Annotated in this window: 14 protein-coding genes; 6 read left to right on the top strand and 8 right to left on the bottom strand. The window is 73.9% G+C overall.

Going from position 1 to position 21,159, the window contains the following annotated elements:
- The first annotated feature begins 16 nt into the window (after nucleotides 1-16).
- Nucleotides 17-1,570, top strand: a complete 1,554-nt coding sequence (locus tag SRB17_RS01980; protein WP_153534044.1) for an FHA domain-containing protein — start codon at nucleotides 17-19, stop codon at nucleotides 1,568-1,570.
- A gap of 16 nt (nucleotides 1,571-1,586) precedes the next feature.
- Here SRB17_RS01980 and SRB17_RS01975 read toward each other — a convergent pair whose 3' ends face one another.
- On the bottom strand, nucleotides 1,587-2,564 hold the full coding sequence (locus tag SRB17_RS01975; protein WP_153534042.1) for a methyltransferase domain-containing protein: 978 nt from the start codon (nucleotides 2,562-2,564) through the stop codon (nucleotides 1,587-1,589).
- A gap of 100 nt (nucleotides 2,565-2,664) precedes the next feature.
- Between SRB17_RS01975 and SRB17_RS01970 the strand changes: the two genes are divergently transcribed.
- The 4 genes from SRB17_RS01970 (at nucleotide 2,665) to SRB17_RS01955 (ending at nucleotide 10,693) form a co-directional block, all read left to right on the top strand.
- On the top strand, nucleotides 2,665-3,069 hold the full coding sequence (locus SRB17_RS01970; RefSeq protein ID WP_323374842.1) for a globin: 405 nt from the start codon (nucleotides 2,665-2,667) through the stop codon (nucleotides 3,067-3,069).
- 160 nt (nucleotides 3,070-3,229) lie between these two features.
- Nucleotides 3,230-6,679, top strand: a complete 3,450-nt coding sequence (locus SRB17_RS01965) for an ABC transporter permease (RefSeq protein ID WP_323374841.1) — start codon at nucleotides 3,230-3,232, stop codon at nucleotides 6,677-6,679.
- 290 nt (nucleotides 6,680-6,969) lie between these two features.
- Nucleotides 6,970-9,693, top strand: a complete 2,724-nt coding sequence (locus tag SRB17_RS01960) for an FtsX-like permease family protein (RefSeq protein ID WP_323374840.1) — start codon at nucleotides 6,970-6,972, stop codon at nucleotides 9,691-9,693.
- A gap of 43 nt (nucleotides 9,694-9,736) precedes the next feature.
- Nucleotides 9,737-10,693, top strand: coding sequence for an ABC transporter ATP-binding protein (locus tag SRB17_RS01955; protein WP_153534040.1), 957 nt, complete (start codon nucleotides 9,737-9,739; stop codon nucleotides 10,691-10,693).
- Nucleotides 10,694-10,755: 62 nt separating this feature from the next.
- On the opposite strand, the gene SRB17_RS01950 is transcribed toward SRB17_RS01955, so the two are convergent.
- The 4 genes from SRB17_RS01950 to ettA all read right to left on the bottom strand — a co-directional run bounded on the left by SRB17_RS01950 (nucleotide 10,756) and on the right by ettA (nucleotide 14,937).
- Nucleotides 10,756-11,976 carry an RNA-guided endonuclease InsQ/TnpB family protein gene (locus SRB17_RS01950; RefSeq protein WP_153534038.1) on the bottom strand — a complete coding sequence of 407 codons (1,221 nt, stop codon included), beginning with the start codon at nucleotides 11,974-11,976 and terminating at the stop codon, nucleotides 10,756-10,758.
- A gap of 193 nt (nucleotides 11,977-12,169) precedes the next feature.
- Nucleotides 12,170-12,847 (bottom strand): hypothetical protein, encoded by a 678-nt coding sequence (locus tag SRB17_RS01945; protein ID WP_153534037.1) that lies wholly within the window; start codon nucleotides 12,845-12,847, stop codon nucleotides 12,170-12,172.
- The gene (locus SRB17_RS01940) at nucleotides 12,844-13,266 is read right to left on the bottom strand and encodes an acyl-CoA thioesterase (protein WP_153534035.1); all 423 of its coding nucleotides are present in this window, start codon (nucleotides 13,264-13,266) and stop codon (nucleotides 12,844-12,846) included. Before SRB17_RS01940 ends, SRB17_RS01945 begins: the two co-directional genes overlap by 4 nt.
- A gap of 6 nt (nucleotides 13,267-13,272) precedes the next feature.
- Nucleotides 13,273-14,937 carry an energy-dependent translational throttle protein EttA gene (gene ettA, locus SRB17_RS01935; protein ID WP_153534032.1) on the bottom strand — a complete coding sequence of 555 codons (1,665 nt, stop codon included), beginning with the start codon at nucleotides 14,935-14,937 and terminating at the stop codon, nucleotides 13,273-13,275.
- Nucleotides 14,938-15,178: 241 nt separating this feature from the next.
- Here ettA and SRB17_RS01930 point away from each other — a divergent pair, with 241 nt between their 5' ends.
- Nucleotides 15,179-15,673 (top strand): HAD domain-containing protein, encoded by a 495-nt coding sequence (locus tag SRB17_RS01930; protein ID WP_323374839.1) that lies wholly within the window; start codon nucleotides 15,179-15,181, stop codon nucleotides 15,671-15,673.
- A 165-nt stretch (nucleotides 15,674-15,838) separates the two neighbouring features.
- Here SRB17_RS01930 and SRB17_RS01925 read toward each other — a convergent pair whose 3' ends face one another.
- The 3 genes from SRB17_RS01925 to SRB17_RS01915 form a co-directional block, all read right to left on the bottom strand.
- Nucleotides 15,839-17,173 carry a Cys-Gln thioester bond-forming surface protein gene (locus tag SRB17_RS01925; RefSeq protein ID WP_194293916.1) on the bottom strand — a complete coding sequence of 445 codons (1,335 nt, stop codon included), beginning with the start codon at nucleotides 17,171-17,173 and terminating at the stop codon, nucleotides 15,839-15,841.
- Nucleotides 17,174-17,531: 358 nt separating this feature from the next.
- Nucleotides 17,532-18,014, bottom strand: a complete 483-nt coding sequence (locus SRB17_RS01920; protein ID WP_153534030.1) for a single-stranded DNA-binding protein — start codon at nucleotides 18,012-18,014, stop codon at nucleotides 17,532-17,534.
- A gap of 408 nt (nucleotides 18,015-18,422) precedes the next feature.
- On the bottom strand, nucleotides 18,423-20,375 hold the full coding sequence (locus SRB17_RS01915) for a YfjP family GTPase (protein ID WP_228395819.1): 1,953 nt from the start codon (nucleotides 20,373-20,375) through the stop codon (nucleotides 18,423-18,425).
- Between the last annotated feature and the right edge of the window lie 784 nt (nucleotides 20,376-21,159).

Below are 21,159 nucleotides of genomic sequence, written 5' to 3'. Positions count from 1 at the left end.
AAGGGGAAGCACCGACATGCCGACCTGCCCGAACGGACACCAGTCGGGTTCCGACGACTGGTGCGAGGTCTGCGGTCACCGCATGGCCGGTGCCGTACCTCCGCCCCCGCCGCCCCCGCCGCCGGGCGGTTACGGCTTCCCGCCCCCGCAGGGCACCCAGGCCGGCGGACGCCCGCCGGCCGGGGCGGCCCCGGAGCCGGAGCTGTGCCCGCAGTGCCGTACGCCCCGCGAGGGCGGCGCGCCCTTCTGCGAGGAGTGCCGGTGGAACTTCCTGACCAACACGGCCACCTCGTACACCCCGGCCGCGCCGCGCCCGGCTCAGCCGCGGTTCCAGCCGCCGAGCGCGACGTACGGCGGCAATGACGGGTACGAGTACCAGGGCTCGCGGCCCTCGCAGATGAACCGGCCCGCCGAGCCGATCCCGTCCTTCGGCAGCGAGCCGTCGGGCCCGACGCCGTTCGCCGGCGAGCGCGGCCCTTCGGGACCGCCGACCTCACCCGGCCCGGGTGGTCAGGGTGTTCCCGGTGGCTTCGGCGGCGGCCCGGGGCAGGGTGGTCCGGGTTCCGGCGGTCCGTCCGGTTTCGGCGGCGGCCCGGGTCAGCCTCAGGGCCAGGGGCCCGGCGGTCCCTCCGGTTTCGGCGGCGGACCGGGTCAGGGTGGTCCGGGCTCCGGCGCTCCGTCCGGTTTCGGCGGCGGACCGGGTCAGCCTCAGGGCCAGGGGCCCGGCGGACCCTCCGGTCCGCCGGCCTTCGGTCGTGAGCCGTCCGGTCCCGGTGGCCCCTTCGGTCGAGAGCCCTCCGGTCCCGGTGGCCCCACTCCTCCCGGTGTGCCCGGTCCCTCCGGCTTCGGCGGCGACCCGTCGCGTCCGGTGCCGCCCCCGCCCGGTCCCGGCGGTGCCGCTCAGGCGTTCCAGCAGCCGGGTCCGCCCGCGCCGCCCGTGTTCCCCGGCGAGCCCGGCCGGCCCGCCGGCGGTCCGCCGCAGGGTCCGGGCGGTGGGCAGCCGGGCGGTCCCCCGTCTCCCGGCCCCGCCTTCGGCGGTGACGACGACTGGGTGATCTCCCCGCCGTCGGCCTCCGGCCCCGGTGGCGGTCAGGGCGGCGGGTACGGCTACCCGCAGCCCGGCGCCACGCAGGCCCCGCCCGGCCCGGGTTTCCCGCAGCAGCGGGTCACCTGGACGGCGACCGTCGGCCCGGACCGCGACTACTTCATGGCGATGATGCAGCGCTCGGGTCCCGAGGCCGCGGGCCTGAACCTGCCCGCGTACTCGCCCGAGCAGCAGCGCACGCTCGGCGGCAACCAGGTCACCATCGGCCGCCGCCGGCACTCCACCGGCGACACCCCCGACATCGACCTGTCGACGCCACCGGAGGACCCGGGCGTCTCGCACCAGCACGCGGTGCTGGTGCAGCAGCCGGACGGCAGCTGGGCGGTCGTCGACCAGAACTCGACCAACGGCACCACGGTCAACATGTCCGAGGAGCCCATCCAGCCGTTCGTGCCGGTGCCGCTGCAGGACGGCGACCGGGTGCACGTGGGCGCCTGGACGACGATCACCATCCGCCGGGCCTGAGCGACATCGGGGACGGTCACGGGAGGGGCCAGGCGTAGGGCCCCTCCGGCTCGTGCAGCCACGCCCAGGCACGCTCGCCGTCGACCGTGACGCCGTACCGCTCGCGCTCCGGCTCGCCCTCGCGCTCCCACAGTGCGTAGCCCTCCTGCGGATCGAGAGTGCCCCGGGTCAGCGCGAGCAGGAAACGGAACGTGTCCTGCTCGCGGGCCCGGCCCGGCAGCCCGGCGAGCGACACCACCTCCGGCCCCGGCCTGCCCTCGCCGCGCAGCGGTACGAAGAAGGCGGCCGTGGGCAGGAAACGGCCCTCGCCGTGGGTCGCGTCCCGCACCGTGAGCGCGAGCAGGCCGGTGGCCAGCGGGGTCAGGATGCGGGCGCCGGGGCGGCACTGGGCGAGCCAGGCGCGCGGGACCGTGGACAGCTCGCAGGTGGCGATGATCCGGTCGAACGGGGCGCGTTCGGGCACTCCGCGCGCGCCGTCGCCGGTGACGACGGCCGGGTGGAATCCGGCCGCCTGAAGGTGCCGGCTGGCCGACTCGGTGATCTCCGGTTCCAGATCGACGGTGGTGACGAGGTCGTCGTCGCCGAGCCGGTGGGCGAGCAGGGCCGCGTTGTAGCCGGTGCCGGCGCCCACCTCCAGGACCCGGTTGCCGTCCTCGACCTCCAGCGCGGCCAGCATCCGCGCCATCAGGGAGGGCTGGCTGCTGGAGGAGACCAGCTCGCCGTCGCGCAACCGGGTGGCCAGCGGAACGTCCGCGTAGGCGCCGCGCACCCAGCGCTCGCGGGCCTCCGGGTCGGGGCTCTCGCCCCAGCGGCGCTCGTAGCCGCGCGGCCCGACGACGTAGTAGTACGGCACGAACACGTGCCGGGGCACCGCCGCGAACGCCTCCCGCCACACCGGGTCCCCGGCCCAGGCCCCCTCGGCGTCGATCTCCCGCACCAGCGCCTCCCGCGCGGCGGCGGCCAGGCGGTCGGTCTCGGTGTCGTAGGGACCCATGGCTCCACAGTAGGGGTGAGCGGGTCCGCGACCGGGGCGGGCCGGGCCGCGGGGTCCTAAGCCTCGAGTCCTGGGTCACCCGGTCTGAGACGATGGACGGGTGAATGAGATTCGGCGCGGCACGCTTCAGGAGCAGACCTTCTACGAGCAGGTCGGCGGGGAGGAGACCTTCCGCCGGCTGGTCCACCGTTTCTACGAGGGAGTCGCCGGGGATCCGTTCCTGCGGGCGATGTACCCGGAGGAGGACCTGGGACCGGCCGAGGAGCGGCTGACCCTGTTCCTGATGCAGTACTGGGGCGGCCCCACCACCTACAGCGACAACCGCGGCCACCCCCGACTGCGCATGCGGCACGCCCCGTTCGCGGTGGACCGGGCGGCGCACGACGCGTGGCTGCGGCACATGCGCGTGGCCGTCGAGGACCTCGGGCTGTCCGAGGAGCACGAGACGACGCTGTGGAACTACCTGACGTACGCCGCCGCGTCGATGATCAACACGCCGGACTGACGAACAGCGGTCACTGAACGCCGCATTCCGGTCACGCGTGGCCGGATTACGGTCACGATCTGGTATAGACCGCTCGACAACCGCTTACCCATAGCCGGTCGGCTCTGTCAGCATCACCCGAAGGTCTGGGGATGTTCAGGTCCGGACACACGGGGGCCGGGTGACGGGGTTCGTCTTCTCACGCGCGCGTGCGCACCGGTTGCTGCTGGGTGCCGCGTTGCTCACCGTGGTGCTGACCACCGCGGTACTGGCGACTCTCACCGCGTACTCGGCGGCGATCGGCGACGCCGCGCTGCGCCATGTGCTGGCCGATCCGCAGGGCGCCGCCGACACGGCGCTGATCGTCAAGGCGGACGTGCCGGCTGCCGGGCGGGCCGCCGCCGACGCCGTCGTCCGCAAGGGTGCCCGGAAGACCTTCGACGGCCTGCCGGTGACGCTCAGGACCCTGAGCCGCTCGGGCCCGTACGCGCTGCCCCGCTCGCTGCAGCCGCCCGCGGACCGGTCCGGCGACCCGGACCTGACCTACCTCGCGGCCCTGGACCGCACCCAGCTGCGGCTGACCGCCGGCCGCCTCCCGCGCCGTACCGAGGGCACCGACGGCACGGTCGAGGTCGCGCTCCCGCAGTCCGCCGCCCGGGCGCTGCGGCTCGCCCCCGGCGCACGGCTCACCCTGACCGACCGGCTGGACGGCCCGGCGGTACGGGTGCGGATCACCGGGCTGTACCGCCCCGTCTCGGTGACGGCGCCGTACTGGCAACTGGACGACCTGCTCGGCCGTGGCGTGAAGAAGTCCGGATTCACGACGTACGGCCCGCTGCTCGCCGACCCCTCCGTCCTCACCGGCGGCCGGGTCAGCGCGGGGACCACGGCGTGGCTCGCGTCGGCGGACTTCGGCCGGATGACGACCGCGCGGATCGGCCGGCTCCGTACGGCGGCGCGGGCGGGGAGCGCCGGGCTGCGCGACCGGGCCGCGCTGCACGGTACGACGGTGGCGCAGACCTCGCTGCCGGACGTCCTGGACCGGGTGGACCGTTCGTTGCTCGTCGCCCGCTCCACGCTGCTGATCGTCACCCTGCAGCTGGTCCTGCTCGCCGGCTACGCGCTGCTGCTGGTGGCCCGGCTGCTCAGCACCGAACGGGCCGACGAGACCCGGGTGTTGCGGGCGCGCGGTGCCTCCCGGACCCGGCTCGCCGCCCTCGCCGCCGCGGAGGCGCTGCTGCTCGCGCTGCCCGCGGCCGGGTGCGCGCCCCTCCTCTCCGGCCCGCTCACCGCCCTGCTCGCCGGGCACGGCCCGCTGGCCCGCCTCGGCCTGCACCTCGACCTGCCCCCGGCCGGCCGCCCCCTCGTCTGGCTGGTCGCAGCCACGGCGGCCCTGGGCTGTGCCCTGGCGGTGACGGTCCCGGCGGTGGTGAGCACGGGGGCGTGGGACGGCGGAGGCCGGCAGCGATCACTGCCGCCGCGGCGGGGCGTGCGGCGCTCGGCGCAGGCCGGCTCGACACCGTACGGCTGGAGTCGAGGGCGCTCGACGGAGGCCGGCTCGACACCGTACGGTTCGGGTACGCGGCGCCCGGCCAAGGCCCGCTCGCCGTGGCCGCGCCGTCCCGGGGGCCCGCGCCCGGCCCGCCCCGCCTCCGGCGGGCTCCTCCCCGCTCCACTCCGCGCGGGTGCCGATCTCGGGCTGCTCGCGGTCGCCGGGGTGGCGTACTGGCAGTTGGGGCGGCAGGGGTCGGGAGGCGTGGCCGCCGACCGGTCCGGGGCGCTCGGGGTCGATCCGCTGCTGGTGGCCGCGCCCGCGCTGGCGCTGCTCGCCGGGACCGTGCTCACGCTGCGGCTGCTGCCGCCCGTGGCGCGGTTCGCCGAGCGATGGGCGGCGGGCGGGCGCGGGCTGCCGGTGGCGCTGGCCGGCTGGCAGTTCAGCCGGCGCACCGCACGCGCCGCGGGCCCGGTGCTGCTGCTGGTCCTCGCCGTCGCGCTCGGCATGCTCGCGATCGGGCAGGCCGCGTCCTGGGGCCGCTCGCAGGACGACCAGGCCGACTTCCGCGCCGGGGTGCCGGTGCGGGTGGTGTCCGCCGGGGAGGGCGGGCTCGGCCGTACCGACCTGTACGCGCGGCTGCCGCACGTGCGCGAGGCGGCGCCGGCCGTCCGCGTCTCCCAGCCGCTGTCCGGCGACCGTACGGCGACCGTGCTGGCGCTGGACACCGGGCACGCGGCGGACGCGGTGCTGATGCGCCCGGACCTGGCCGATGTGCCGGTACGGCCGTTGCTCGCCGGGCTGGCGCCGCAGGGCTCCCTGGCCGGGACCCGGGTGCCCGCGGGCACCGCCCGGCTCGGGCTGACGGCGAGCCTGCACAGCTCGGCGGGGCCTGGGGTGGTCACCGATGTGACGGTGACCCTGGCCGACCGGTACGGGGTGCCGTACCAGCTGTCGTTCGGACAGCTCCCCGCCGACGGGCACCCGCACCCGCTGAGCCTCGACGTGAGCGCCGCGCCCGGCCCGCTGACCCTCACCGGGCTCCGTCTGGACATGACCCAGCCCCGCAAGCGGGCCGAACACCGGCTCACGCTCGGCGCGTTGACGGCGACCGGCACCGACGGCCGGGCGCACCCGCTCGCACTGCCCGCCCGCTGGAGGACCACCGCGGAGGCCGCGGGCGACGCCGTCGCGAGTCCGGCCACCAGCCCGACCCGCCCCGAGGTCACCGGCACGCACACGTTCGTCTACAGCACCGGCTACCTCCCCGGGACCGACGCATGGCAGGTCGCCTCCGTCACGATCCGGCTCGCGGTGCCGCAGCGCGCCCCGGCCGCGGTGCCGGCCGTGGCCACCGACCGCTATCTGGCGTCAGCCGGGGCCCGGGTCGGACAGCGCGTGGACCTGACGATCGGCGACCACACGCTGCCGGTCCGGATCGTCCGTGCGGTGCGCGGGCTGCCCGCCACCGCCGACCCGACGGCCACCGGCGCCCGCGACGGCGGCGCCGTCCTGCTCGACCTGCGCGCCGTGAACCAGGTGCTGCAGGCGCGGTACGGCGACAGCGCGACGCCGGACGAGTGGTGGCTGGGCACCGCGCCGGGCGCCGCAGCGGGAGTGGCGGCCGCCGTACGGGCCTTGCCGGACGTGGACCCGGGGCAGGTGGTGGTGCGCGACGAGATCGCCGCCGAGCTGCGCGACGACCCGTTCGGGGCGGGTCCGACGGCCGCGTTCACGGCGGCGGCCGTGGTGGCGGCGGCGCTCGCCGCGGTCGGGTTCGCGGTCGGCGCGGCGGCCGCGCAGCGGGCCCGCGGCGCCGAGTTCGCCGTGCTGCGCGCGCTCGGTGTGCCCCGCCGCCGGCTGGCCCGTACGGTCGCCGCCGAGCAGGCCGTCCTGGTGGGCCTGGCGCTCGCGGTGGGCCTGGGCCTCGGCATCGTACTGGCCCGTGCCGTCCTGCCGCTGATCGTCCTGACCGGCGAGGCCACCCTCCCGGTACCGGACCTCCTGGTCCAACTCCCGCCCATCCGCGTCGCGTTGCTGCTCTGCGCGGTCGCGGTGGTCCCCCTCACGGTGGCGGCCCTCCCGACCCTGCGCCGCACTGACCCGGCTCGGGCGTTGCGTGAGCAGGGGGGTGAGTGAGGTGGACTGTGCCGAGAAAGGGGCGGGCGAGACCGGCCGGCTCGGACGCCGCGCGGCCCACCTGGCGGGAGAAGCGGACCGCCCCGAGAAGAGGGCAGCCGAGACCGACCGGCTCCGGTGCTGCGGGACCCACGCCGAGAAAGCGGCCGGTGGGCTCGGCCGTAAGGGCCCGTGTGCCGCCGTGCCCGGTGCCGTACCGGGGCGTGCTGCGGGCCGCGTGGGCCGTTCGGTGCGGGACGTGCGCGCGGCGGTGTCTGTCAGGGCGCGCCGGCGCGAGGGAGGTGGGTGACGTGAGACGTCCGGCGCCGCGTGTCGTCGCGCCCTGGGTGCGGACGCGGCTGCGGGCCGCGCCCGGTGCCGCCGGCGCGCTCGCGCTGCTGGTCGCGCTGGCCGCGTGCCTGGCCGCCGCCTTCCCGCGCGCGGTCGACCGGTACGAGGACGCCGGCCTGCGGCACGCGTTCGCGCAGGCGCGCCCCGACCACACCACCGTGCTCGTGGAGGCGCCCGCGCCCGACCTCGGCCTGGCGGCCGGACAGCGGGCCACGGCGATGCGCCCGGCCGCCCTGGAACGGCAGTACCGGCAGATCCTCCCCACGGTCCGCGGCCCACTGACCGTCGACCGCGCCCAGTCGGCGTACGGCGTCGCCGGCACCGCGAACCCGGAGGTGCCGGACGCCTTCCTGCCCCGCCCCTCCGGACTGCCCGCCCGCGTCTCGCTGTTCGCGCCGAGCGGCCTCGGCGAGCACGCGCGCCTCCGCGCCGGGCGCATGCCGCGTGCCGGCCGCCCGGTGGACGCGAACACGCCCGGGGTGGAGGCCGCCGTGACCGCCGCCACCGCCAAGTCCCTCCACATCGAGCCCGGTTCGGTCATCCATGTCCCCGGGGCCGGCCGGCGCCCACTCGCGGTCCGGGTCACCGGCATCCTCGACCCGCGCGACCCCGACGGCGCCTACTGGTCGACCGTGCCCGGCATGCGCACCCCGTCCCTGGTGAGGATCCCCAGCGCGGGCGGCGACCCGCCGGCGTACTGGCTCGGCGCGCTGCTGCTCCCCCCGGAGGCGGCACCCGCCCTGCTGGGCACGGTCACGCGCCCGGTCCGCTACTGGTTCCTCGCCCCTGACCCGCACACCCTGCACGCCCACGACCTGGGCCGGCTGAAGTCGTCCGTGGCCGCACTGGAGTCCGGCCCCGGGCTGCAACGCGTCCGCGCCGTCACCGGCGACAACACCGACGTCGGCACCGGCCTGGACGACACCCTCGCCTCCTTCGCCGAGTTGCGCTCCGGCATCGCCCCGCTGGTGTCCGTGGCCGCCGCCGGCACCGGTACGGTCGTCGTGGTCGTCCTGCTCATGACGGGCGGCCTGGCCGCCGACCGGCGCCGCGCCGAACTCGCCCTGCTGCGTGCCCGTGGCGCGTCCCTGCCCGCGCTCGCCGGCCGGCTGCTGGCCGAGACCGCCGTGGTCGCCGTACCGGCCGGCGCACTCGGCCTGGCCACGGCCCTGCTCACGGTCCCGGCCGGCCGCACCGCTCACGCCGTGGCCGCCGCGGCCGCCGTCACCGTCGCCGCGTGTGCCGCCCTGCCGCTGCGCGCGGCCCTGGCGCACCGCGCGGTGCGGGCGACGGCCGACCGCGCGGACGTGGCGACCGTACGGCCCTCCCGGCGCCGTACGGTAGCCGAGCTGACGCTGCTGGTGGCGGCGGCCGGAGCGGTCGCGGCGCTGCGGCGGCAGGGCGCGACCGGCGACCAGCTGTCCGCCGTGGCCCCGGTCCTGGTCGCCGTCATCGCCGCACTCCTCCTGCTCCGCCTCCACCCGCTGCTGCTGCGCCGCCTGACCGGCCCGGCGGCACGCCTGCGCGGGGCCACCGGCCATCTCTCCCTCGCCCGCGCGGGCCGCACCCGGACCTCCGCGGTGCTGCCGCTGGTGGCTCTGCTGACCGCGCTGACCACGGCGGCGTTCGGCGGCTCGGTGCTGGCGGGCGTGGCCGACGCCCGGAACCAGGCGGCGCTGCTGACCGTCGGCGCCGACGCCCGCGTGGACTCCGACGCCGCGCTCCCGGCGGCGGTGGCGGCCCGGGTGCGCGCCGTGGACGGGGTGCGGGACGTGGCGGCCGTGAGCATCGACTACCAGGCCAAGCCGGTGGACGGACAGGAGTCGATCGCACTGGTGGGCGCGGACCCGTCGTCCTACGGCGTGTTGACGTCCCGCACGGGCCTCGGCGCCTTTCCTCCGGGCGCGCTGGCATCGGGTCATGGCCCCCTGCAGGCCGTGGCCTCCCCGTCCGTCGCCGCCGAGTACGGCACCCGGCGGCCCCTCCCGGTCCGGCTGTCGGACGGCAGCACGGTCACCGTGCGCATCGCACTGGTCCGCGACGCCACTCCGGCGGTGTCCGGCGGCAACTTCCTCGTCGTGAACCGGGCCGGCCTGACCTCCCCCGCCGACCGCCCGACGGCCCTGCTGCTGACCGGCGACCGCCTGGACGCGGGCGCGCTGCGGCACGCGGCCGGCGGCTCCGCCGACGTCCACCTCCTGGCCGCCGAGCGCGCCCGGTACGCCGACTCACCGCTGCAGTCCGGCGCCGAACACGTCTACACGGCGGCGGCGGCCGCGGGCGCCGGCTTCGCCGTACTGGCCCTGCTCCTGGCGCTCCTCCGCGCGGCCCCCGAACGCGCTGCGCTGCTGGCCCGCCTGCGCACGATGGGACTCACCCGCGCGGCAGGCCGCCGCCTGCTGATCCTGGAGTCCCTCCCCCAGGCCCTCCTCGCCGCCCTCGGCTCCACCGTGACCGGCTGGTCCACCATCCGCCTCCTCTCCCCCGGCATCGACCTGACGACCATCGCCCTCTCCTCGGCCCAATCCCCGCTGTCCGAAGCCGAGTTGAAGCCGGACACCTGGTCCCTGACGGTCCCGTCGGCCGTGGTCGTACTGGTGACGGTGGGGATTGCCGCGCTACAGGCGTGGTGGACGGGTCGAAGGGGCTCCGTGACGGAACTGCGGGCGGGGGACGGCCGATGAACGTACGCACGCCGCAACACCGGGCACCCACTCAGGAGACCTCATGGCAACGCCCCCGAGCCTGTCCGACCTGGCGAACCGCGTCGCGGAAACCCGGAACCAACCCGCCTACGGCCACGACGCCCTGATCACCTGCGACCGCCTCGTCCGTATCTTCTCCGCGGACGGCATCGAGGTCCAAGCCCTCCAGGGCCTCGACCTCCTCGTCCGCGAAGGCGAGCTCATGGCCCTCGTCGGCGCCTCGGGCAGCGGCAAGTCCACCCTGATGAACATCCTCGCCGGCCTGGACACCCCCACCGCCGGCGCCGCCCGAGTCGCCGGCCACGACCTGCTCACCATGACCGCGCGGGACCGCCTGGCCTACCGCCGCAGCACCGTCGGCTTCGTCTGGCAGCAGACCTCCCGCAACCTGCTCCCGTACCTCACCGCCGCCCAGAACGTCGCCCTCCCCCTCCAGCTCTCCGGCACCCGCACCCGTAAAAGCCGCCGCGCCCGCACCGAACGCGCCGTAGAACTCCTGGAGTTGCTGCAGGTGGCCGACTGCCGCGACCGCCCCCCGCACGAGCTGTCCGGCGGCCAGCAGCAGCGCGTCGCGATCGCCGTGGCCCTCGCGAACGACCCGGCGGTGCTGCTCGCCGACGAACCCACCGGCGAACTCGACTCCCGGACGGCCGCGCAGATCTTCGACGCCTTCCGCACGGCCAACGAGACGCTCGGCACCACGATCGTCATCGTCACCCACGACCAGGCCGTGGCCGGCGAGGTCCGCCGCACGGTCGCCATCCGCGACGGCCGCACCTCCACCGAGGTGCTGCGGCGCAGCGAGATCGACGCGACGACCGGCCACGAGACGGTCGTCGCCCGCGAGTACGCCATGCTCGACCGCGCCGGCCGCCTCCAGCTCCCCGCCGACTACCTCCGCGCCCTGGACATGCGCGAGCGCGTGGCCCTGGAACTGGAGTCGGACCACATCGGGGTGTGGCCGGACGACACTCATTGAAGGCTCCCCTCCCTGAAGGGAGGGGATTGGTCACCCTCCGGGGCTGAGCGGGGATTTACGGCTCAGGCCGCCACCGGAGCCAGCGGCTCAGGTGGTCTTACGCCCTCGACACCGTCCGGGTTCCAACCTGCCCGGACCAGCATCACGCGGGCGGAGTTCTTGTCCCTGGGGGACACGGCTCCACACACGGTGCAGGTATACGTTCTCATCGACAGAGGTAGTGCGTGCTTGGTTCTCGCTCCGCACTTGGCACAGTCCATCGTGGTGTGCGCCGGGTGCACGAGACGGACGTCCCGCCTGTGCTTGCGGCCCATCTCGACCAGGGCGCGCTTGGTCGCGGCGATGGCGGCATCGGCCGCCTTGCGGGCCATGGTGGTCTTCGCCAGGAACTTCGGCCTGAAGTCCTCCACCGCAACCCCGTCGTGGCCGCGCATCACCCGCTTGGCCCACTTGCGGGCGGTGTCCTCCCGCTGCCTCGCGATCTTCTTGTGCAGCTTCGCCGCCTGGGCCTGAGCCTTGCGGTAGCCGGCGGATGCGGGCTGTCCCTTCGAAGGCCGGCGCCGGGCCATCATCCGCTGGTACCTCGCCAGCCGCTGCGCGGCCCGCTTGCCGTGCTCGGCATGGGGGAGATCGTAGGCGTCGTCGGTGGTGGTGGCGGTCTCCTTCACACCCCAGTCCACGCCCAGGACGCGGCCGGTCTCAGAGAGCGGCTCAACCTGAGCCGGGACGACGAAGGACCCGTACCAGTGGCCCAGGCTGTCCTGGTACACCCGCACACTCGACGGGTCGGCGGGCAGGTCCCGCGACCACACCACCGTCAGCACGATCTGGCCCGCAAGGTGCAGGCGGCCGTCCTTGAGGCGGAAACCGCGCTTCGTGTAGTTGAGGCTGCACCGGGCCTCCCGCTTCTTCTTGAAGCGGGGCATCTGGGCCCGGCGGTGCATCGGCAACCGGTCCTTGATGTCCTTCAGCGCTTTGGCACGGGAGTTGGCAAAGTCCCGAATCACCTGCTGCTGCGGCACGCTCGCGCCCTCAGCCAGCCATGGCGTCACCCCGCGTGCCTCGGTCAGCATCTTGTCCAACTGCCCCGGACCACAGGTCACCTTCTCACCCGTCGCCCGGTTCTTCGCGTGCACCTGCTGGGACTTCGCGACGCACTCATTCCAGATCCACCGGCAGCGCGCCCACTCCGCCTCAAGTGCGCGCCGCGCGGCAGCCGACAGGCGCACACGGAAGGTGTACCGGGCATGCCCGGTGTCCTTCGTGGTCGCCTCTGCCGTCATGCATCCGAACCTACCTGAGAGGACTGACAGTTGAGAGTTCTTGATCATTGCGGGCGACATCACCGCCGTGCGGGGTGGACGCCGGATCGCCCTGACGGCGACCCGGCTATCCCTGCCCTGCTCCGCAGGAGTCCGATTCCTCCCCGGCCTGAAGGCCAGGGCATCCTCGGAGGAACCCGGTGAACGCGGAGGCTCAGCGCACGCTGACACCCAGCGAGCCGAGGCCGGCCCGCCGTACGGCGACGGACCCGTACGGGGTGCGCAGCCTGAGCCACGCCCCGGAGGAGAGCAGGGCGGTGTCGGCCGGATCGGTGCCCGGCCGCAGGAAGCCCAGCGACTGTGCGGCGTGCACGGCCCGCACCGGGAGCCCGGTCGGTCCGATCTCCCGGGACCAGATGTCCCGCCCGATCCGGTCCAGCTCGGGGCGGGTACGGCCCTCCGGCGCCAGCTCCTCCGTACGGGACCGGAACTCGGTGACCGCCGCGGCGACGGTCGCCCGCAGCGCGTCCGGCGCGGGCAGCCCCGGCACGGGCTGCCAGCCGACGCGCGGCGGCAGCACTCCGGCCCACGGCGGACCGGTGACGGCGGCCGGCACGGCGGCGGTGCCCCCGCGTTCGTCCACGGACTCCAGGAACTCACCGGCGGAGACGGTCACGTCGAGGGTGACGTCGAGGCCCTTCTCATAGGGCTTCGCCAGCCGTACCGCACGGACGGCCAGCACCTCGAAGGACGGCGGCCGGCCGAACACGGCGAGCGCGGTCCCGGCCGCCTGCAGGCGCACCGCGGCTCCACGGTCGTAGTGGAGCAGCCGGGAGAGGAAGGCGGCGAGGTCGGCCGCCTCCGTCTCGTCGGCCAGGTGGAGCACCGTCATGCGGCGACGGCCTCCTCGTCGGCGTCGTCGGCCGCGTCCATGTACTCCTGGAGGAACTCCCGCTCCTCCGGGGTGATCCGGCGCGGCCGCTGGGCCTCGAAGTCGAACGGCACGATCACCGTCGAGGCCCGCACATAGACCAGGTCGGCGTCCTTCACCTCGTAGGCGATGGTGAAGGACGCGGCCCTGATCCCGGTGACCCACAGCTCGATGTCGACCGGGTGGTGCCGGTGGACGAGCTGGCGCTTGTAGTCGATCTCGTGGCGCGCCACCACGGACCCCTGCTTGAACTCCTTGTCCGGGCGGAACAGGAAGTCGATACGGGCTTCCTCCAGGTAGCGGAGGAAGACCACGTTGTTGACGTGGCCGTACGCGTCCATGTCCGCCCAGCGCAGCGGGCAGCGGTAGATGTGGCGCAAGACCGATCAGCCCCGGGTCAGCTTCTTGTAGGTGGCACGGTGCGGACGCGCGGCGTCCGGGCCGAGCCGCTCGATCTTGTTCTTCTCGTACGACTCGAAGTTGCCCTCGAACCAGAACCACTTGGAGTCACCCTCGTAGGCGAGGATGTGGGTGGCGACGCGGTCGAGGAACCACCGGTCGTGGGAGACGACCACGGCACACCCGGGGAACTCCAGCAGAGCGTTCTCCAGGCTGCTGAGGGTCTCCACGTCCAGGTCGTTGGTGGGCTCGTCGAGGAGCAGCAGGTTGCCGCCCTGCTTGAGGGTGAGCGCCAGGTTGAGGCGGTTGCGCTCACCACCGGAGAGGACACCGGTCGGCTTCTGCTGGTCCGGGCCCTTGAAGCCGAACGCGGACACGTACGCCCGGCTCGGCATCTCGACCTGGCCGACGTTGATGTAGTCGAGCCCGTCGGACACGACCTCCCACAGCGTCTTCTTCGGGTCGAGGTTGGCGCGGCCCTGGTCGACGTACGAGATCTTGACGGTCTCGCCGACCTTGATGTCACCGGAGTCCGGGGTCTCGAAGCCCTGGATCATCTTGAACAGGGTGGTCTTGCCGGCGCCGTTCGGGCCGATGACACCGACGATGCCGTTGCGCGGCAGCGTGAAGCTGAGGTTGTCGACGAGGACCTTCTCCCCGAAGGCCTTGTTGAGCTGGTCGACCTCGACGACGATGCTGCCGAGCCGCGGGCCCGGCGGGATCTGGATCTCCTCGAAGTCCAGCTTCCGCATCTTCTCGGCCTCGGCGGCCATCTCCTCGTACCGGGCGAGACGCGCCTTGGACTTGGCCTGCCGCCCCTTGGCGTTCGACCGCACCCACTCCAGCTCTTCCTTGAGCCGCTTCTGCCGCTTGGCGTCCTTCTGGCCCTCGACCTTCAGACGGGAGGCCTTGGTCTCCAGGTAGGTGGAGTAGTTGCCCTGGTACGGGTACGCGCGCCCGCGGTCGAGCTCCAGGATCCACTCGGCCACGTTGTCCAGGAAGTACCGGTCGTGCGTAATGGCGACCACGGTCCCCGGGTACTTGGCGAGGTGCTGCTCCAGCCAGTTCACCGACTCGGCGTCGAGGTGGTTGGTGGGCTCGTCGAGGAGCAGCAGGTCGGGCTGCTCCAGCAGCAGCTTGCAGAGCGCGACGCGGCGCTTCTCACCTCCGGAGAGGTTGGTGACGGGCCAGTCGCCCGGGGGGCACCCGAGCGCGTCCATGGCCTGCTCCAGCTGAGCGTCCAGGTCCCACGCGTTGGCGTGGTCCAGCTCCTCCTGCAGCTTGCCCATCTCGTCGAGCAGCGCGTCCGAGTAGTCGGTCGCCATCAGCTCGGCGATCTCGTTGAACCGGTCGAGCTTGCCCTTGATCTCGGCGACACCGTCCTGGACGTTCTCCAGGACCGTCTTCTCCTCGTTCAGCGGGGGCTCCTGGAGCAGGATGCCGACGCTGTAGCCCGGGGACAGGAACGCGTCGCCGTTCGACGGCTGCTCCAGCCCCGCCATGATCTTCAGCACGGTCGACTTACCGGCACCGTTCGGCCCGACGACGCCGATCTTCGCTCCCGGCAGGAAGTTCAGGGTGACATCATCGAGGATCACCTTGTCGCCGTGCGCCTTGCGCGTCTTGCGCATGGTGTAAATGAACTCAGCCAAGAGAAACCGTCCGGCAGCTTGAAATCTGGCAGTGGGCAGATACACCCCATCTTGCCTGAACGCCAGGCTTGGGTGTTAACCCGTTTGGTTCGGGGGCTGTGACCTGGGGTTTCGGTGGGGGCGGCGATGGCTTGTCCGTCACTGTCGGTCGTCCGCGGGTGGCCTCGGGCAGCCTCGCACGGCCCACGGACGGACCAGGAAGCAGAGTCCCCGCGCCCTCGCGCCGGGCTATCGTGCCGCTGTGACCAGCGCAGCGGAGCGCCCCATCCTCTTCCTCGACGTCGACGGTCCGCTCATCCCGTTCGGGGCGTCGTACGACTCCTCGACGTCTTTCGATCAGGGGAACCCGCTGCTTGATCGACTGGATCCCGGCATCGGATCGCGCCTCCTCGCCCTGGGCTGCCATCTCGTGTGGGCCACGACGTGGATGGAGGATGCGAACGAGGCCGTCGCTCCGCGCCTGGGACTGCAGAAGCTCCCCGTGGTGCAGTGGCCGGACTCCGGCGCCGACGAGGGACCCCGAGGCCTGCACTGGAAGACTCGCCCCTTGGTCGAGTGGGCCGACGGTCGACCGTTCGTCTGGGTCGACGACGAAATCAGCGCCATGGATCGCTTGTGGGTCGATGCCCGACATCCTGGGCCGTCGCTGCTCCATCGCGTCGACCCGGCCAAAGGACTCGTGGAAGCCGACTTCTCCGCGCTCACCGCTTGGCTCCGCGCCATCGCGCCGAGCTGAGCCGCAAGGCCAGGCGATGCGAAGGCCCGGGCAGGCCTTGGCCCGCTGGGCCCAGCGCCGCCTGCGATACCCCCACGACGGACCCGGCACTCCTCAGGACGGACCCGGCAGTCCTCAGGACTGACCCGGCGCCGAGAACGACGAGGTGTGCGGCCGGACCGCGTGTCAGCCGTCGGCCTGTTCGCGCTTGCGCAGCAGGACCAGGACCGCGCCGCCGATCACCACGAAGCCGATGGCCACGCCGGCGATCAGCGGGGTGATCGCGGAGCCGCCCGTCGCGGCGAGGTTGGTGTCGGGGGCCGTGGTGCCGCCGACCGAGGCGGGGCTGGGCTCGTTGTGGACCTTGGTCGTCTGCGTGGTGATCACGCCCTGCGTCCTGCAGTCGAGGACCCCGGTGAAGCGGTGACTGAAGCCGTGGGCCCCGGTGATCGTGAAGTCGTAGGCCTGGTCCTCCTGGAGCGGGACGGTCACCGTGCGGGAGGCGCCCGCGGGAATGGTGTGCTCGACGCCCATCAGCTCGAAGGTGAAGGGCTTGTCGCCCTTGTCGGCCGCGAAGATGTCCAGACCGCCCTTGGCGCAGTTCTTCCGGGCCGACACCGCGGGTATCGCGCCCTCGGCCGCCCAGGTGGCGGTCGCGGTCGCGGAGACCGTGGACTCGCTGGAGCCGGCCAGGATCTGGGTCTGGCTGCGGCTGTCGGAGGCGAAGGCACGCCCCACCGGCACCGTGGTCGACGCCTGCACGGTCAGCTGCGCCGTGCCGTTCGTGGCGTCCTCGGGAATGTCGAAGTACAGCTGGGTGCCGTCCTGCGCGGACGTCATCACCTTGCCGGTCTTGTCGATGATCCGCACCCCGCTGGTGGCCGCGTCCGGCGGCGGGCTCACCGTGACGGTGCCCGCGTTGGTGTGCACGGTCACCGGTCCCAGCACGTCCCCCGGCCGGCCGGAGACCGCCGGCGGGTCCAGGGTCAGCGAGGCCTGCGGTTCGCCGAGGTCGCGGGCGCTCTTCTGCAGATAGTCGGCGAGCTTCTCGGCCTGCGGGTCGACGGCGTCGACCTTCGCGTGGTCGGAGTAGCGCCAGATGGCCACCTGGGTGCCGGCTGCCGCGTCCTGCTCGGTCAGGGTGCCGGTGCCGGCCTGGCGGGCGAGCGCGGCGAGGTCGTTGACCTGGGGATAGGAGTTCTGCAGGATCCAGCGGATCCGGCCGGCGTCCTTGTTGCCGCCCAGCGAGGTGCCGCTCCAGGACGTCTCCTGGTAGAGGGCGTCGCGCTGGGTCGGGTTGTTGAGGTCGACGCAGTACGTCTGGAGGGTGCCGCCGCCGTCGACGGACATCTCGAACAGGCCGGCCTCGACACGCTGGTCGCCGCCGTCCTCGTGGATCACCGCTTCGCCGTAGGTCTTCAGGCCGTTGATCGTGGCCGTCGCCCCGCCCTGGGTCTGCGGTGTCCCGGCGGTCCCGTCCGCCACCGCCGTACCGGCGCCGGACAGCACACCGGCTGCCATGAGGCCGGTCACCGTCGTGGCGGCGGCCAGGCGGGCCGCTCCGGTGGAACGGCGGAACCCACAGAACGCAGCAAGCACAGAATTCCCCTTCGAGCAGGACCCGTTGGACGTGGGGGACGGTCCCACCAGCAGAATCGGCAGCCCCTAGGGGCACGCCCGGCATCCTATGGATCAGCTGGAGCCTGTCCCGCCGGTCGGATGATCCGATGGGCGATCCGATCCATAATCGTTATCGCCGGGACCGTCCATGAGCTGGGCATATCGACAAATCCACCGGTTCGTACGGGGCGTTCGGCAACCGGGCGCCCCGGTCCGGCTCCGCCTGGCGGCCTGAGCGTCCTGAACCGGGATGCTGATGTCACGTCACCGCCACTGGCTCCGCAGCCTGTTGAGAAATGCCGCTGCCCTCGTCCGGGGTGCCGGCGGCAGGCGGTGTCTCCCAGTTCGGCTCCGGCCGGGTCGCCGTCGGCGCTGCCTCCGGCTTGGCCGAGCGCTGGAAGGCGGCCGTACCGCGGGAGAGGTCGTGGCCGATCGCCACGGCGTCGATGTCGGCGGAGGCCCACTGCTGTTGCCCGTCGCGCACCTCCGTGCGCACCTTCAGCCGGCCCTGTACGACGACCGGCTGGCCCACCTCCACACACGCGGCCACGTTCGCCCCGAGCTGTCGGTTGGCCCACACCGTGAAGAAGTTGGTGTGCCCGTCCGTCCAGGCGTTCCGCTCCCTGTCCCAGTAGCGCGCGGTCACCGCCAGCCGGAACCGGGCCGACGGCCCCGCCGCCGACTCCCGGTACACCGGCCGGGTCGCCACGTTGCCCACCACGCACACGATCGTCTCGTTCATGTCCTCGCTCCCCTCCCCCGCCCGGCCCCTTCCGGCCGGGCGGACACCCGCACGGGCCCATCCCGTACGGCCGTGTCTGTCATGCGGATCTGTCATCCCGGTCTGTCATGCGGACCCGCCCTGCGAGCGCCGCGAACCCAGACTGCCTCCGCCGGGCCGAGCCCGCTGAGAGCTGTGGACGACCACCCCACCTGTGGAAAACCCCGCCACCCGCACGAGTGACCGCTGACGCAGGCCGGCGTTGTCACCCCGTGCCCGCACGCGGCCTCACCCGGCCCCGAGCCCCGAAAAGCGGCCGAGGGGCCCCGGAAACACCTTCCGAGGCCCCTCGCGCTCACATCTCCCCCGCGTTCACGTCCCCCCGCGCCCGCATCTCCCCTTGCGCTCAGATCTCCCCCGCTCCGGCTCTCACCCCACTCCGGTCCCGCTCCGTACGACGCGTACGTACTGCTCCCGTACCTCCCGGTACCGCAGGAGCTCCGCCGCCACCGGATCGAGCACCCGGGCCCGGCCGCAGCCGGCGGCCGCCTCCCGGAGCCGGCGTTCCGCCTCCTGGCCGTAGCGCCGGGCCGGGCCTCTCGCCGCCATCCGGCAGCCCCACTCCACCAGCGGTCCCCCGACGATCCCGCAGGCCATCAGCAGTACCGGAACCCCGAGGTTGGGCGCCATGACACCGACGATCTGGCCGAACAGCCACAGGCCGCCCACGACCTGCAGCAGGGTCATCGCCGCCTGCACCAGCACGGCCGCCGGCCACCAGCCCGGCCGCGGCGGCCGCCCAGGCGGCAGTCCCGCCCGCGCCGCCAACTCGTCCAGCGCCTCCGACAGCCCCTGCGAGCCGCGTACGGCCGCCTCGCGCACCGCCTGCGCCCATGGCGCCGGCAGCCCGGCCGAGGCCCGGTCGGACACCGTACGGACCGCCTGTTCGACGCGCTGGCGGGCGGTGGCCTCCTCGTCGGGCTGGGCCGTCCGCACCGGGATGCGGCCCGTGGTGGATTCGCCCCGGAACCGGTACCAGCGCCACAGCCGCAGCCAGGGTGTGCCGCAGGCTCGGCCCGCGTTGCGCAGCCAGGCCCGCTCGGCGGCGTCACCCGCCGCGATGGCGCCCACCGCGTCCGCGAGCCGGTCGGCGAACTCCTCACGCGCCTCCTCGCTGAGGCCGACCCGCCGCCCGGCGGCGTACACAGGGCGCAGATCGGCCGCGGCGGCGTCCACGTCGGCCGCCACCCGGCGGGCCGCCGCGCCGCGCTCCGCCACGAACTGGCCGAGGCTCTCGCGCAGTTCGCCGACGCCGTCGCCGGTGAGCGCGGACAGCGCGAGCACGGTGGCGCCCGGTTCCCCGTGCTCGCCGAGCGCGATGCCGTCCTCGTCCAGCAGCCGGCGCAGATCGTCCAGGACCTGATCGGCGGCCTCCCCGGGCAGCCGGTCGATCTGGTTCAGCACGACGAACATGATCTCCGCGTGGCCGGCCATGGGCCGCAGATAGCGCTCGTGCAGCACGGCGTCGGCGTACTTCTCCGGGTCGACCACCCAGATCACCGCGTCGACCAGCTTCAGGATCCGGTCGACCTGCTTGCGGTGCTCCGCGGCGGCGGAGTCGTGGTCGGGCAGGTCGACCAGGACCAGCCCGCGCAACTGCGCCTCGGCCTCCGGGCTCTGCAGCGGACGACGACGCAGCCGGCCCGGGATGCCGAGCCGGTCGATGAGGCTCGCCGCGCCGTCGCTCCAGCTGCACGCGATGGGCGCCGCGGTGGTCGGGCGGCGTACGCCGGTCTCCGAAATGGCCACTCCGGCAAGGGCGTTGAACAACTGCGACTTACCGCTGCCGGTAGCGCCCGCGATGGCCACGACGGTGTGCCGGCCGGAGAGCTTGCGGCGGGCCGCCGCCTCGTCCAGCACCCGGGCCGCCTCGGCGAGGGTACCGCTGTCCAGGCGGGTCCGGGACAGCCCGACCAGCTCGCGCAGGGCGTCCAGCCGGGAGCGCAGTCGGCCGTCGTACGCCAGCGGGGCCGGGATCTGGCTGCCCGGTCCGCGGCCGCCGCTCTCCAGGGCGGAGGCGCGCTCGGCGGCGAGGGCCGCGGTGGTGGCCTCCGTGACGCGCCGGGCGATGAGGCCGTCGTCCCAGGGCCCGGAGGGCTCGGAGGAGTCGGAGGGCTCGGAGGAGTCGGAGGAGTCGGAGGGCTCCCCGGATCGGGCGGACTCCGACGGCCGCGACGGCTGCGAGGGCCGCGAGGGCTGCGAGGGCTGCGAGGGCTGCGAGGGCTGCGAGGGCCTGTGTTGCTCGGGGGCGGCGGTTGTGTCCACGGGGGCGCGGGAGGCGGGGGAGGCGGGGGAGGCGGGGGACGACGCGAATGCGGGCATGGGCGGGAGGGGCGGCATGGGCGGGAGCGGGGGCAGGGGTTTGGCCGTCGGGGTGGCTGTGCGTGGCGTGTTGTCTCTGCTTGTCGTGCTGGCCTTGTTTGCAGGGGCCGGTGTGGCTGCGGGAGTAGAAGTGGTTGTCGGGGTGGCTCTGGCTCCGGGGGTGAACGCGTCGTTTGTGGGGTGTGGGAGCAGGTCGGGCAGACAGAGCTGGGTGCCTCCGGTCTCCGTGGTCTCCGGCCCTTCCTCGCCCCCCACGCGCGCGTGCCGCTCGTTCCACAGACTCTCGGGGACGGAGGCGGAGTCGGCGATGTCTCTGTCTTCCGCCCGCCCGCCGACAGTGTGTGCTTCGTCGGGGCGGGCGTAGGGTCCGGCGACAACAGCGCGGCCGGGGTTGTCGGAGCCGCCGGAGGCGTCGGCGATTCCGCGGGCCTCGGACACCTCAGAGCCGTAGGACGTGTCGGAGGCATCCGCTACGCCGCGTTCCCGATCCGCGAGGTACCCGTCCCTGACCGCCGCTCCATCGCCGGAACCGCCACCCACTCCGCTCGAGCCACCCCCAAGACGCTCTGCACGCTCGGCGACACCGGAACCCGCGCCGTGATCGTCGCGATCCAAGTAGGCCACGCGCTCCAGGCGATCCATGTACTCGAGGCGTTCCACGTGCTCGATGTGCCGGTCTTGCTCGATGTGCCGGTCTTGCTCGATGTGCCGGCCTTGCTCGATGTGCCGGCCGTACTCGACGTGCTCAGACCCCAAGTGACCGCCCTGCTCCACTCGCCCGATA

The sequence above is a fragment of the Streptomyces sp. RB17 genome, from assembly GCF_009604455.1.
In the GTDB taxonomy this organism is placed as follows: Bacteria; Actinomycetota; Actinomycetes; order Streptomycetales; family Streptomycetaceae; genus Streptomyces.
The sequence above is the reverse complement of the archived record's forward strand: the minus strand, read 5'-3'. Positions and strand labels throughout refer to the sequence as shown.

Excerpts from the sequence above, each read along its gene's own strand:
- SRB17_RS01980 (WP_153534044.1), top strand. The coding sequence starts at position 17 with ATGCCGACCTGCCCGAACGGACACCAGTCGGGTTCCGACGACTGGTGC.
- SRB17_RS01975 (WP_153534042.1), bottom strand. The coding sequence starts at position 2,564 with ATGGGTCCCTACGACACCGAGACCGACCGCCTGGCCGCCGCCGCGCGG.
- SRB17_RS01955 (WP_153534040.1), top strand. The coding sequence starts at position 9,737 with ATGGCAACGCCCCCGAGCCTGTCCGACCTGGCGAACCGCGTCGCGGAA.
- SRB17_RS01950 (WP_153534038.1), bottom strand. The coding sequence starts at position 11,976 with ATGACGGCAGAGGCGACCACGAAGGACACCGGGCATGCCCGGTACACC.
- SRB17_RS01945 (WP_153534037.1), bottom strand. The coding sequence starts at position 12,847 with ATGACGGTGCTCCACCTGGCCGACGAGACGGAGGCGGCCGACCTCGCC.
- SRB17_RS01925 (WP_194293916.1), bottom strand. The coding sequence starts at position 17,173 with ATGGCAGCCGGTGTGCTGTCCGGCGCCGGTACGGCGGTGGCGGACGGG.
- SRB17_RS01920 (WP_153534030.1), bottom strand. The coding sequence starts at position 18,014 with ATGAACGAGACGATCGTGTGCGTGGTGGGCAACGTGGCGACCCGGCCG.
- SRB17_RS01915 (WP_228395819.1), bottom strand. The coding sequence starts at position 20,375 with ATGCCCGCATTCGCGTCGTCCCCCGCCTCCCCCGCCTCCCCCGCCTCC.